Genomic DNA, 13,394 nt, shown 5'->3' with positions numbered 1-13,394 from the left:
AATCTTAAAGCAGTCCGTCAAAAAGCGCTACATCTACCCAGTCTCCGCTGGCTACATTGCCCTGATCGTGATGCAGAATCACGAAGCAATTCGCCTCACTCATCGAGCGCAAAATGCCTGCACCTTGACTGCCGGTCAGTCTGACAGTGGGTTTGCCATCCAAACCACGCTCTAAAATGCCTCGCTGAAATTCTGTACGACCTGGCCTTTTCCGAATTGGCGCCTGAGCCATCGCCTGCATTAGTGGGGGCTCAGTCTGGCTTGCGCCATTGAGTTGCAATAGAGCGGAGCGGACAAACTGATAGAAAGTCACCATGACTGCGACGGGATTACCAGGCAGGCCAAAGAAGAGAATCTTTCGGTCGTTAGGTTTTGCACCAACCGGCCTTAGTGTGCCAAAAGCCATGGGTCGACCTGGACGCATGGCAATCTTCCAAAATCCAACATCGCCTAACTCTTGCATGATTTGCTTGGTGTAGTCGGCCTCTCCTACGGAAACACCACCCGATGAAATTAGTACATCCGCCTTTGTGGCTGCCTCAGAAAAAGCAGTCTTCAGGGCGTTTGGGTCATCGCGCACAATGCCGCAATCGATAATCTCGATGTTTAATCTATTGAGCAGGCCGGTCAGACTATAGCGGTTGCTGTCATAAATACTGCCGACATCTAGGGGTTGCCCTAGCGGACGTAACTCATCACCGGAGGATAGGATGGCGACCCTAAGCTTGCGATGCACCATGAGGCTGCTAATCCCTAAAGATGCTGCTAGCCCGATATCAGATGGCCGTAATAAGCGACCCGCCACAATTGCAGGCTTACCACTTTGCAAATCCTCACCACGCAAGCGTCGATTTTCTCCGTACCTGACTTGATTTTGCTTAAAAGTGAGGAGCACATCGCTCGCAATATTGGTAGTAGCAGTGAGCTCTTGTGGAATGACAGTATCGCAACCTTGGGGCATGAGGCCGCCTGTCATGATTTTTATACACTCACCTTGGCCGATACTCCCAATAAAGGGTTTGCCAGCATAAGCCGTACCGACCACTTTGAGTGTGATGTCCTGGCTATCAGCGTCTAGGCAATCACCATTAAATGCAAAGCCATCCATGGCGGAGTTATCAGCTGCAGGGACATCTATTGGCGAGAGTAAATCTACTGCCAGAATGCGATTCATTGCCTGATCTAAAAGAACAGATTGGGTTGCCGCTAAATCGGAACCTACTAAGGACTCTTGAAGTAGCTCGGTTACCAACTCAGCAATTGCTTTACGGGCCTCATCGACGTGCAATGAGTCAGTCAACAAAATGGCATTATTGGGTGATGCAGGGCTTGCGTTGCTCATGGGGATATCTTTTCTAATGCGTCAAGCTCTTGGGGGGTGTTGACGTTAGCAAAAGCGTGAGGCGCATTAAATACAACGGTTCCGCTGCGGACCTCTTTAAACCAATGGTCAATTTTGAGATCACCTTTACTCAAAAAATTATTTAGTAAGTGCTGAAGGGTATTACGCATTAAGCAAAATACAGGCTGCGCCCATACCTTACCATTAGCCTCTTCTGATGAGGCATAAACCAAATCTAGATTCTCAGCCTCCAGTTTTGTGAGCATTCTTTGTGCGAGATCTAGTGGCAATAGCGGGGAGTCGCAAGGAGAGGTTAATAGGTATGGTGTTGCACAGTGCTTCAGTCCGATAGAGAAACCTGCCAACGGGCCCGAGAAATCTGGAGTTTCATCCATGATGACGGGGTAACCATAGTGAGCATATTTGGTGATGTTGCGATTGGCATTAATGAGAATGGTGTCTACCTGCGGCTTCAGCCGCTCAATGGCAGATTCAATTAATGGTTTGTCATGAAAGGGGATTAGGCCCTTATCGATACCCCCCATTCTTTGGGCGCGGCCACCTGCCAAAATCAAGCCAGTGATTTTTTGACTAGACATCGTTAGCCGCCAATGTAAGACATTTCGACTTTTCGCGTGCCAGAAAGTTCAGCAGTATGAGATCCCCGAATTTCTGAATAGTGATCCTTGCGTCCTGTCCAGGTAGTCATGACAGCATTTGCGATTTCTAAATCACTTTTACCTGAGCGCAAAAGAGTCTTGAAGTCAAAACCCGCATTAGCGAACAAGCAAAGATAGAGTTGACCATCAGTAGAGATCCGAGCGCGCGTGCATTCGTGACAAAACGTCTGCGTGACACTTGAGATCAGGCCAATTTCACCAGAACCATCTAAGTAGCGCCAGCGCTGTGCCACCTCACCATGGTAGTTGGCTTGAATGGGTTCAATTGGAAAGACTGCATTAATTCTTGCCACTACTTCTTTTGAGGGAAGAACCTGCGCCATATCCCAGCCATTGGAGCTACCCACATCCATGAACTCTATAAAGCGAAGCGTAATGCCGCTTCCCTTAAAGTGCTTCGCCATGGCGATAATTTCCTGGTCATTTGTTCCCTTCTTCACCACCATGTTGACTTTGATGTTCGTAAAGCCGGCTTCTTGGGCTGCCGCAATACCATCCAATACATCGGTTACCGGAAAGTCCACATCGTTCATTTTTTTGAAGATGTCATCATTTAAGCCATCAAGACTAATGGTCAAGCGATGCAGTCCAGCGGCCTTCAGCGCAACGGCTTTCTTGCGCAAAATACTACCGTTGGTAGTGAGTGTTAAATCCAAGGGCAGATCATCCACTGTACGAATCTTGGCAAGCATCTCTATCAGTACTTCGAGATTTTTGCGTAGTAAAGGCTCGCCACCAGTAAGGCGAATTTTTTCAACGCCAAGCGTCGCAAAGATCGAGCTTAATTTAGTAATCTCTTCAAAGCTGAGAAGCTCGTTATGGGAAAGGTAAGGATAGTCTTTATCGAATATCTCTTTAGGCATGCAATAAGTGCAACGAAAGTTACACCGGTCCGTTACAGAGATGCGTAAGTCGCGTAACTGACGTCCACGAGTGTCTTTTGTGAAGGCGTTGGGAGTTTGGAGCTGTCCTAGAATGGATGGCGTCAAACCTTTGCCTTCATCTAATCGAATAGGGATTACTTTTTCAACCATGACTCAATTATGGCTTTGAAATGGGGTTTCTGCCAAACTGTCAGATATCTTTTTGGGATGCATGACAGTTTGGAGAAATGGGATTAACCCTTGTTTTCTGGGCCAGTCTCAACCATGACCATTGGCGCAGCAGATAAGCTGACTGCTGGCTTAGGTGCTCTGCCGAGCTTGATGGTTTCCGGTTCAATTTGAGTTGAAGCTTGCTTGGCGGTGTCAGTTGCAACCCAAACCATACCAGCAGACTCAATAACGCTTTGCAATGGCTTCTCTTCAAGTACCTGATAGGCAACCTTTGGAAGTTCAGGCATAGGCTTTGCGATCACTTCAAGTGCTGGAGCTGCCACAGCCAATACAGGCGCCGCAGTGTTTGCGGGGCGATTGCTTTGGCGTGGAGCGCACGGCTCTCTTGGTGTACGCTGCTTGACTTCAGTTGGCGCAATAATAGCGTTGCTAAAGCTTTGAGCAATGTTTTGAATTGGCATAGAAGAAGATGCGCCACCCATTCCTACAGGCGGACCTGAGAAAGGACTTTTAGCAACTGCCGCACTAGTTGTCTCGGCACCACCTTCTGTACGCTCACCACGTTGACCCCGACCACGACCGCGACGGTTGCGACCACGACCACGACGTTCTTCGCCATCTGCGCCTGTGGCAGCATCAGAACTCACTGTTGCTTCTGTTGCCGGTGTTACGGCGGCTTGATTTTCTGGTTTAGGATTATTTTGGTTGCGATTGCTGTTACGGTTGCGCCCGTCTTGACGACCCCTGCCTTCGCGTGGAGCAGCCGTACCCTCGGTGCTGGCTACTGCAGTGGCTGCTTCGCCGTCTGCTGGACGCTCACTGCGATCATTGCGTTCTCCGCGACGGCCACGATTACGATTGCTATTACCGTTGTTATTACCATTGCGGTTATTTGGATTGCGACCGCGTGGTGCGCTAGCGGCAGGCTTCACTTCAGGCGCTGGTGATGATGAAAACAGTTTCTTAATAAAGCCAAATAAACCACCGGTACTCTCAGTAGCGGTCTTTTCTGTGCGAGCAGTGCGTGGCTGGCTCATTGGAGCTGGCTGATTAGGAGTAATTCCTTTGACAGCAGCTTCAGGGCGAGCTTTAACTTCCGCATCTTTACGACTCACAGCGGTATCAGTTTCAAGTTCGCGTGCAGCTTCTTCGGCCATGACATAGCTAGCCTTTTGATCGTCAAGACGGGGATCATCATGACGTAGGCGCTCTAACTTGTAATGTGGCGTCTCTAAGTGCTTATTAGGAATCATTAAGACGTTCACTTTGAAGCGTGACTCAATCTTGATTACCTCTGCGCGCTTTTCGTTTAATAAGAACGCAGCTACTTCAACTGGTACTTGTGTATGAATAGCGGCAGTATTTTCTTTCATTGCCTCTTCTTGAATGATGCGAAGCACTTGCAATGCGGAAGATTCTGTATCACGAATATGACCAGTGCCATTACAGCGTGGGCACGTTACGTGGCTACCTTCAGAAAGGGCGGGACGTAAACGCTGACGGGACATTTCCATCAGGCCGAACTTAGAGATCTTACCCATCTGAACACGTGCACGGTCATGACGGAGAGCGTCGCGGAGGCGATTCTCAACATCTTTCTGTGCTTTGCTCGATTCCATGTCGATGAAGTCAATGACGATTAAGCCACCCAAGTCACGTAAACGGGCTTGACGGGCGATTTCATCAGCGGCTTCTAAGTTAGTGCGCGTAGCAGTTTCTTCAATATCGGAACCGCGGGTAGCGCGCGCAGAGTTGACGTCCACCGAAACTAGGGCTTCAGTATGGTCAATAACGATTGCGCCACCAGATGGTAATGGGACCGTACGTGAATACGCAGTTTCAATTTGATGCTCAATTTGAAAACGTGAGAACAATGGAACATCATCCTGATAACGCTTTACTCTTGGCAAGTTATCCGGCATCACTACCGACATAAATGCAGCGGCTTGCTCATAGATATCATCGGTGTCGATGAGGATCTCACCGATATCGGGTTGGAAATAATCGCGGATTGCACGAATCACTAAGCTAGATTCGAGATAAATCAATAATGGCGCTGAATTTCCTTTGGCTGCCTCATCAATAGCACCCCATAACTGCATGAGATAACTTAAGTCCCACTGCAGTTCAGTGGCATCACGACCAATACCGGCTGTACGAGCAATGATGCTCATTCCCTCAGATACTTCTAACTGGGACATTGCTTCGCGCAACTCTTGACGGTCTTCGCCCTCAATGCGGCGAGATACGCCACCACCACGAGGATTGTTTGGCATCAACACCAAATAACGACCTGCTAGGGAGACAAAAGAGGTGAGGGCAGCGCCTTTTTGGCCGCGCTCTTCTTTTTCTACCTGAACAATGATTTCCTGACCTTCGCGTAAGGCTTCTTTAATAGACGCATTACGAACATCAACACCTTCTTTAAAGTAGGTGCGGGCAACTTCTTTGAATGGCAAAAAGCCATGACGCTCTTCGCCGTAATTGACAAAGCAAGCTTCGAGCGAGGGCTCAATGCGAGTAATAACACCTTTGTAAATATTGCCTTTGCGTTGTTCACGACCGGCAGCTTCGATATCGATATCGATGAGTTTTTGACCATCGACGATGGCAACTCGCAACTCTTCTTGTTGAGTTGCATTAAATAACATGCGTTTCATAACACTCTCCTGATGGGGAGTGCATCGTTGCGCGCTGCGTTAGGGACAATTTAGATGCCGCTTTGGACTGGGTCCAGTAGCGGTTTTTGAGTGTGGATCAAACAAACCTAGACATACTTTGTCTAGTACACCGAACAAACTGTTATTTACCGGTGCCACACTTGACGATCGCCGCAGAGACCTCCTTTAGGCCATCAATGCAGGCGCGCGCCTGAAAACTGTCTTCTAATGCGGGTCGCGGCATACGGCACACTAACCCTGCGCCTCATTAAACGGGGGAGGGGCAACCCCGGGAGTCAATTAAGGGCGACTCCAAACTCCCCGATCCAAACCTGACTTCAGGTTGTGATCCAAGCTGATATAAATTAGCTAGAACATTGATTATACGGCACAAGTTGAATGACAATGGGGTATTGTTAAGTCCCTCGTCGAGGTGGCGAGAGAGATAAATCATGAAATTCGAACCCATTTCCCAGTCTTTAGGGCCTAAAACCCCAATTTCTTCAGTTTCCCCAACGGCTCCCACCGTCCACCTTCAGACAATCGGCCCCGAAGAAGCTGGCCAGCGTCTAGATAACTATCTCTTACGCTGGGCTAAAGGGGTGCCCAAAAGCCATGTGTATCGGATTATTCGCTCTGGCGAAGTGCGGGTGAATAAAAAAAAGGCAGAGCCAACAACCCGCTTGGTCGAAGGTGATGTTGTTCGTGTTCCGCCTGTGCGACTAGCTGAACCCGCCCAAATGGCGATTGTCAATACTGCTCAAACCAAGTCTCGGGCACAGGGCTACTCCGACAAAATGCCAATTTTGTATGAGGATGACGCTTTATTAATTGTTAATAAACCTGCTGGTTTGGCAGTCCATGGCGGATCTGGGATCGCTCTTGGGGTCATTGAGACTTTGCGAATCACTCGTCCTGAACTCAAATTTATTGAGCTTGTACACCGTTTGGACAGAGATACCTCCGGTGTTTTGCTGCTGGCCAAAAAACGGAGTGCTTTGGTGGAGTTACACCGCCAAATTCGAGAGGGTCAGACTGACAAGCGGTATTACTTATTGGCTCATGGTGAAGTTACTCAGGGGGCAGGGGTGATGCAGCTGAAATACGCTTTGCATAAATACTTATTACCCAACGGGGAGCGTCGCGTCCGTGTTGATCCGGATGGCTTGCCAAGCCATACGGCTTTACGGGTCATTAAAACGCTTAAGCGCGAGAATGCCACTATTACTCTAGCCGAAGCTCAACTCAAAACAGGGCGCACGCATCAAATTCGAGTACACCTACAGAAGCTGGGGCATTCCATCTTAGGTGATGACAAGTATGGTTTTGAGGATCAGGATAAAATGGTGAAATCAAAGCGCTTGTACTTACATGCTCACCTTGCTGGCTTTACGCATCCTCGAACTGGAGAGAAGATGCGAATCGAGTCGCCACTTCCAGTGGAATTTACGGCAATGATGAAGTTGTTTGAAGTCGCCAGTGAGAAAAGTGAAACCATTAAAGCAGCCACATGATTGAGAAATTAATGCCGGAAAGACGTTATGAACTGATTGTGTGGGATTGGGATGGCACCATCATGGATTCCACGCCAACGATTGTGGAGTGTATTCAGCAGTCATGCCGTGATTTAGGCTTTAAGGAGCCTGACGACACCCTGGCAAGCTCAGTCATTGGCTTGGGAATTCATGATTCCCTGAGAAGGGCAGTCCCCTGGATTGAGCCAGCCCACTTTCCTAAATTAACTGAGCGCTTCCGTTTTCGTTATCTAGCCAAAGATCACGAGCTCCATTTATTCTCGGGTATCCGCGAGTTGCTGCAGGACCTGCGCGCAGAGGGTTATTTGCTTGGCGTCGCTACTGGAAAATCACGTGTGGGGCTCGATCGATCCCTAGACCATCATCAAATTGGTCATTTATTTCATGAAACTCGCACTGCGGATGAATCATTTTCTAAGCCCCACCCAGGGATGCTCTTGGAATTGTCTGATGTGATGCAGGTACCAACACGGCGAATGTTGATGATTGGCGACACCACCCATGATTTAGATATGGCCGCCAATGCGGGAGTTGATGCAGTTGCGGTAACGTACGGTGCGCACCCACCAAGCACGCTGAAAGAATCGGCCTCACTTACCCATGTGGATGATGTGTCACAACTGACCCGCTGGCTTAAACAAAATCTCACCGTTAACTAGTTTGCTTAAAAGGAATTATTAGAGATGGATCAAATGCAATCTGACAGCGCTAAGCAACCTTGGGAGCGACAAGCCCTCGAGCATTTATTACTTGAAAACTTAAAAGAGACTCGCAAGGCGCGTCGCTGGAAGGCGTTCTTTCGTGTACTGACCTTACTGGTTTTTGTGGGTGTTGTTCTTGCAATCTTTGATTTTCGTCTACCTGGGCATGGCATGGGTACTGAGAAGCACACCGCACTAGTTACCTTAGAGGGTGAGATTGCTGCAAGCTCAATGGCTAATGCTTTAGATATCAACTCTTCTTTGACCTCTGCATTTGAAAATGAAAACAGTGCAGGCGTAGTGCTACGTATCAATAGCCCTGGGGGCTCACCAGTTCAGGCGGGAATGATCAATGATGAGATTCATCGTTTACGCAAGCTGTATCCCAATAAGCCGTTTTATGTTGTAGTGGAAGATATTTGTGCCTCTGGTGGTTACTACGTAGCCGTTGCTGGGGATCAAATTTTGGTTGATAAAGCTAGTCTAGTCGGCTCTATTGGGGTCATCATGGAGGGTTTTGGATTTACAGGTCTGATGGATAAGTTGGGCGTGACTCGTCGCATGATTACTGCGGGCTCTAATAAAGGCATGATGGATCCTTTCTCCAAGGAAAATCCGAAGCAAGTAGATATGATCAAAGCAATGATCGATGAGATTCATCAGCAATTTATTACGGTGGTGAAAGAGGGCAGAGGTGATCGCCTTAAAGAAACCCCCGACATGTTTTCGGGTCGAGTTTGGAATGGTGAGCAGGCGATTAAAGTGGGCTTAGTTGATGGGTATGGCACCGTCGATACAGTGGCTCGCGATGTCTTTAAGGCCCCAGATATTTTGGACTACACCATGAAAGAAAACTTTGCAGAACGTGTTGCTAAAAGATTCGGTGCCGAGGTGGGTGCCTCTGCTGGCAAAGCCTTGTTAAAGATGCCGGATCTAAAGTAAGAAACTTAAATAAGGAAGTGAAATGAATCGAGCTCAACACAGCTCAGCCAAGCTGTGCCGGGTATGGCCCGATCCAATCGATTAGGCCAGCATTAAAAATACTGCTGGCCGGTTTTGCAATAAAGCACAGGCTGCTTCATTGGGATAGCGTTTACGCCAATCGGTTATGGACAATGTCGTAATCATCTCTGATGGGAGGCTCAGGTCCATACCAAGGCAAAGTAATGTTTGAGGCGACAAGGCATTGAGGCACGCCATTAGCATGGCCGTATTGCGATAAGGTGTCTCTATCCAAATCTGAGTCTGCTGTAATTTTTTTGATTCGATTTCCAACTGCTTGAGTTTGTTAATGCGATCTTGTGCATCGTGAGGAACGTAGCCTTGGAATGCAAAGTGTTGGCCATTTAAGCCGCTAGCCATTAAGCCCAATAGGATGGCGCTGGGACCCACCATGGGTTTAACTTTGGCGCCAAGCTTATGCGCTGCTAAAACCAATTCAGCGCCAGGGTCTGCAACTCCTGGAACCCCTGCTTCTGACATCAAGCCCATATCCTTACCGGCCATCAAGGGCTTTAATAAGTCCATGGGTTTGATCGCATCCCCATATTTTGCATTGCGAGCAACTCCACGCCATTCACTCATCTGCATTTCTTGAATAGTGCATGCAAGTGGTGACACCGTGTCTACTGCCTTTAAAAAAGCCCGCGCAGTTTTAGCATCCTCCACAATCCAGTGGGTCAGTTTGGCCGTTTGAGTTATCGTTTCCCTTGGAAGTACCCACGGCAATTGCTCTACTCGCGCTTCCTCTCCCAAAGTATTGGGGATTAAAAAAAGAGTGCCTAGGCTTGTGCTCATTATTTTTTACCTGTTTTTTTGATTCAATGATTTTTATGGAATGGAAAAACCAGCATCACGAAGAAGACCGCTTAAAGCAATTAGGGGCAGGCCAATCAATGCAGTGGGATCATCGCTGCGGATGAAATCAAGCAAAGCGATTCCCATCCCCTCTGATTTTGCGCTACCGGCACAGTCATAGGGTTCTTCTGCCCTTAAATAGGCCTCTAGAGTTTCGTCAGGCAAATTACGGAATTTCACTTCCGTTGGGATATTTAAGCTTGTCTCTGATTCACCATGCATGAGGCAAAGCGCCGTATGAAAAGTTACTTTGGCACCTCGCATCAATTGCAGCTGAGCCAACGCCCGCTCAAAGTTTCCAGGCTTACCAATCGCTGCCCCATAAAGATCAGCCACTTGATCAGAGCCAATAACCCAAGCTTGGGGATGATCTTTGCTAACCGCTGTAGCTTTTGCTATTGCAAGCCTTAAGGCCAGTTCTGCGGTGCTTTCATGAGGCAATGGGGTTTCATCAACCTGCGGCGCTATGACGGTAAAGGGGATGCCAAGGCGCATCAGAAGTTCGTAGCGATAGACGGAGGTCGATGCCAATATCAATTTTTTTTCAGAATTACTCATTACTTCTGGTGCTTTCATTAAGACCATCATTTAGACTCTCACTATGAATCGTAATCAAATTTCACCTCAAGTTGAACTATCTACAGATCCAAGCGCTTTGCGCAGGGTAGATTTTTGCGCTCCCGTGTCTTACAAAGGGGCTGGTTTCTTGGAGATATCGACAATGCCACGTTTACATGTTGAGGCATCATCTGTTGTGGTGGGGGATGGCTTTGATTGGAATATCAGTACACATTTTGTAGATTCTGCTATTGCGGAACGATCACAAGTGCTTAAGCTGGATCTAAAAGGGCGAATTCATTTAATTTGCCAACGCTGCCTTCAAGATTGCCCTGTGAACTTGCTGGAAAGGCGCCAATTTGTTCTAGTAGCCACGGAAGAGGAGGCGGACGCTTTTTCCATGGAGGATGATCAACAAGAGTCCTTAGTAGCCAGCCAGCATTTCGACCTTTTAGAGCTTTTGGAGGATGAAATACTCCTCTCCTTGCCTTTAATCCCCATCCACACCGATAGTGCCTGTAAGGCCCATGCCTCCTCTTTTGGAGATTTTGGTGAGACCTCGAGTAAGACCGAGAAACAAGAAAATCCTTTTAACATATTGAAAAATATGAAGAAAAATTCTTAAAAGGGAATTTTTTGGGGTGATAGTGACTCATTTGAGGTGGTGAAAAGTCGTAGATTAATTGAAATTTCCATGCTAGAATGTCGGCTTGCTTAGGAGTTCAATATGGCCGTCCAACAGAATAAAAAATCCCCATCCAAACGTGGCATGCACCGTGCACACGACTTTTTGACCGCACCTGCTACGGCTGTTGAGGCCACAACAGGTGAGGCGCATTTGCGTCATCACATCTCACCTAATGGCTACTACCGTGGCCGTAAAGTAGTAAAAACAAAAAACGACTAATTTTTTAGTCTAAAAGATAGAAGCGGCTCCATTTAAAGCCGCTTTTTTCTTAAACAAACCAATTGTTTCAATCCACGATTTTATGAGTGTCACACTTGCCATCGATGCTATGGGCGGAGATCATGGGTTAATCGTGACCGTCCCAGCCTGTTGTGACTTTCTTGAAAAACATGCTGATGTAAGCATGATCTTAGTAGGTGATGCTGATTTGATCAGTCAAGCCCTGGATCAATTTCCCAAAGCGCCTACCGAGCGCATTCAAATTGTTGCCGCTAGCGAAGTTGTCTTAATGGATGATTCGATTGAGATAGCTTTACGCCGCAAAAAAGACTCTTCAATGCGCGTGGCTATTGTGCAAGTGAAGAACGGCGTTGCTGATGCCATTATTTCCTCTGGAAATACCGGTGCCTTGATGGCAATTTCTCGTTATATTCTCAAAACATTGGATGGCGTTGACCGCCCAGCCATTGCTGCTGCGATCCCTAATGAAAAAGGTTTAGGCACCACCATGCTTGACCTTGGTGCCAATGCCGATTGCGAGCCAATGCATTTAGTGCAATTTGCGCAAATGGCTAACGTGATGGTGCAAGTGGTGGAAGGTAAGCAAAACCCTTCTATTGGCCTTTTGAATATCGGGGAAGAGTTGATTAAAGGTAACGAGGTTGTGAAGCGGACAGGGGAACTTCTTCGCGCAAGCAGCTTAAACTTTTATGGCAACGTTGAAGGCAATGATATTTTTAAGGGCACCACAGATATCGTAGTGTGCGATGGCTTTGTGGGTAACGCTGTGCTTAAGGCGAGCGAGGGTCTCGCAAAGATGATGAGCGGCTTGATTAAAAGTGAATTTAATCGATCTTGGCTTACTAAGCTAATGGCTATCTTTGCCATGGTGCCTTTGCTGCGCGTGCGCAAACGAGTAGATCATCGGCGCTACAACGGGGCGGTACTATTGGGGTTGCGTGGTTGTGTTATTAAAAGTCATGGCTCCGCAGATCGGATTAGTTTTGGTTTTGCTCTGGACCGCGCCTATGAAGCAGCAAAAAATCGTATGGTAGAGCGGATTGCGCAGGCTTTTGTTACGGATACATTGTTATGAATACCTATTCACGAGTAGCAGGAACAGGAAGTTATCTTCCAGAGCAACGGGTGAGCAACCAAGACCTTGTCGAGCGCCTAGCAAAGATCGGTATTGAAACGAGCGATGAGTGGATCATGACTCGCAGTGGGATTGCTGCTCGTCACTTTGCAGCTGACAATCAACTCACTAGTGATTTAGCGGTGAAGGCAGCGGAAGCAGCGTTGATGAGTGCAGACTGCACCTCTGCAGATCTTGACCTGATTATTCTGGCAACCTCGACTCCGGATCATTTGGGCGGATTTCCCAGTACCGCTTGTGTTGTTCAAGATAAATTAGGTGCTCATAATCATTGCGCAGCTTTTGATGTGCAGGCTGTCTGCGCTGGCTTTACTTATGCGCTAGCAATTGCAGATGCCTTTATTCGTACAGGTAGTTATAAAAAAGTACTGGTACTTGGCGCGGAAACGTTTTCTCGTATCTTGAATTTCGAGGATCGTACTACTTCAGTTCTATTTGGGGATGGTGCTGGCGCCGTAGTCTTGGAGGCGTCTACTGAGCCTGGCATATTGGCCACTGCTCTGCATGCGGATGGTTCCCAGCGAGATATTTTGTGTGTTCCTGGTCGTGCTGGCCACGGTCAAGTGCACGGCTCTCCATTTATGACAATGGATGGGCCGGCAGTATTTAAGTTGGCAGTGAAGGTACTTGAGCAAGTTGCCCATGAGGTTCTTGAAAAAGCGAATCTCAAGCCAGAGCAGATTGATTGGTTAGTGCCACATCAAGCTAATATCCGGATTATGGAGAGTACGGCTCGCAAGATGAACATGTCTATGGATAAGGTCATTGTGACGGTGCATGAGCATGGCAATACTTCGGCTGCCTCTATTCCACTTGCCCTGGATGCAGGTATTCGGTCTGGGCAAATTCAGCGCGGTCAACATCTTTTATTAGAGGGTGTTGGCGGTGGCTTTGCTTGGGGCGCAGTGGCCATTAAGTATTAAAGAGCTACGTTCGATCTATT

13 protein-coding genes are annotated in these 13,394 nt (G+C 47.8%); 7 read left to right on the top strand and 6 right to left on the bottom strand.

Features of this window, described 5'->3' with window-relative positions:
* Positions 1–4: 4 nt before the first annotated feature.
* The 4 genes from moeA to QUD86_RS06435 all read right to left on the bottom strand — a co-directional run bounded on the left by moeA (position 5) and on the right by QUD86_RS06435 (position 5,737).
* Positions 5–1,342, bottom strand: coding sequence for a molybdopterin molybdotransferase MoeA (moeA, locus tag QUD86_RS06450; protein WP_286296053.1), 1,338 nt, complete (start codon positions 1,340–1,342; stop codon positions 5–7).
* Positions 1,339–1,941 carry a molybdenum cofactor guanylyltransferase MobA gene (gene mobA, locus QUD86_RS06445; RefSeq protein ID WP_286296050.1) on the bottom strand — a complete coding sequence of 201 codons (603 nt, stop codon included), beginning with the start codon at positions 1,939–1,941 and terminating at the stop codon, positions 1,339–1,341. Before mobA ends, moeA begins: the two co-directional genes overlap by 4 nt.
* A gap of 2 nt (positions 1,942–1,943) precedes the next feature.
* Complete coding sequence (gene moaA, locus QUD86_RS06440; protein ID WP_286296048.1) at positions 1,944–3,056, bottom strand: GTP 3',8-cyclase MoaA; 1,113 nt, start codon at positions 3,054–3,056, stop codon at positions 1,944–1,946.
* Positions 3,057–3,139: 83 nt separating this feature from the next.
* Positions 3,140–5,737: an Rne/Rng family ribonuclease gene (locus tag QUD86_RS06435; RefSeq protein ID WP_286296045.1), complete on the bottom strand. Its 2,598-nt coding sequence runs from the start codon at positions 5,735–5,737 to the stop codon at positions 3,140–3,142.
* Between the two features lie 452 nt (positions 5,738–6,189).
* Between QUD86_RS06435 and QUD86_RS06430 the strand changes: the two genes are divergently transcribed.
* Genes QUD86_RS06430 through sppA form a run of 3 tightly spaced genes read left to right on the top strand, consistent with a single transcriptional unit; the run spans position 6,190 to position 8,915 of the window.
* Positions 6,190–7,251 carry an RluA family pseudouridine synthase gene (locus tag QUD86_RS06430; RefSeq protein WP_286296043.1) on the top strand — a complete coding sequence of 354 codons (1,062 nt, stop codon included), beginning with the start codon at positions 6,190–6,192 and terminating at the stop codon, positions 7,249–7,251.
* A gap of 11 nt (positions 7,252–7,262) precedes the next feature.
* Positions 7,263–7,931 carry an HAD-IA family hydrolase gene (locus tag QUD86_RS06425; RefSeq protein WP_502928897.1) on the top strand — a complete coding sequence of 223 codons (669 nt, stop codon included), beginning with the start codon at positions 7,263–7,265 and terminating at the stop codon, positions 7,929–7,931.
* 24 nt (positions 7,932–7,955) lie between these two features.
* Positions 7,956–8,915: a signal peptide peptidase SppA gene (gene sppA / locus QUD86_RS06420; RefSeq protein WP_286296039.1), complete on the top strand. Its 960-nt coding sequence runs from the start codon at positions 7,956–7,958 to the stop codon at positions 8,913–8,915.
* Between the two features lie 81 nt (positions 8,916–8,996).
* On the opposite strand, the gene QUD86_RS06415 is transcribed toward sppA, so the two are convergent.
* Positions 8,997–9,770, bottom strand: coding sequence for an SAM-dependent methyltransferase (locus QUD86_RS06415; protein WP_286296036.1), 774 nt, complete (start codon positions 9,768–9,770; stop codon positions 8,997–8,999).
* Positions 9,771–9,803: 33 nt separating this feature from the next.
* Positions 9,804–10,418, bottom strand: a complete 615-nt coding sequence (locus QUD86_RS06410; protein ID WP_286296034.1) for a Maf family nucleotide pyrophosphatase — start codon at positions 10,416–10,418, stop codon at positions 9,804–9,806.
* A 13-nt stretch (positions 10,419–10,431) separates the two neighbouring features.
* Between QUD86_RS06410 and QUD86_RS06405 the strand changes: the two genes are divergently transcribed.
* The 4 genes from QUD86_RS06405 to QUD86_RS06390 all read left to right on the top strand — a co-directional run bounded on the left by QUD86_RS06405 (position 10,432) and on the right by QUD86_RS06390 (position 13,374).
* Positions 10,432–11,013: a YceD family protein gene (locus QUD86_RS06405; protein ID WP_286296032.1), complete on the top strand. Its 582-nt coding sequence runs from the start codon at positions 10,432–10,434 to the stop codon at positions 11,011–11,013.
* 102 nt (positions 11,014–11,115) lie between these two features.
* The gene (gene rpmF, locus QUD86_RS06400) at positions 11,116–11,295 is read left to right on the top strand and encodes a 50S ribosomal protein L32 (RefSeq protein WP_011902241.1); all 180 of its coding nucleotides are present in this window, start codon (positions 11,116–11,118) and stop codon (positions 11,293–11,295) included.
* Positions 11,296–11,377: 82 nt separating this feature from the next.
* Entirely contained in the window at positions 11,378–12,391 is a 1,014-nt protein-coding gene (plsX, locus tag QUD86_RS06395) for a phosphate acyltransferase PlsX (RefSeq protein WP_286296020.1), read from the top strand.
* Complete coding sequence (locus tag QUD86_RS06390; RefSeq protein ID WP_286296017.1) at positions 12,388–13,374, top strand: beta-ketoacyl-ACP synthase III; 987 nt, start codon at positions 12,388–12,390, stop codon at positions 13,372–13,374. The genes plsX and QUD86_RS06390 overlap by 4 nt, the downstream gene beginning before the upstream one ends.
* Positions 13,375–13,394 lie beyond the last annotated feature (20 nt).

The organism is Polynucleobacter sp. TUM22923 (assembly GCF_030295705.1).
GTDB lineage: Bacteria > Pseudomonadota > Gammaproteobacteria > Burkholderiales > Burkholderiaceae > Polynucleobacter.
Note: the sequence above shows the minus strand (reverse complement) of the source record. Positions and strands in the feature narration are given on the sequence as shown.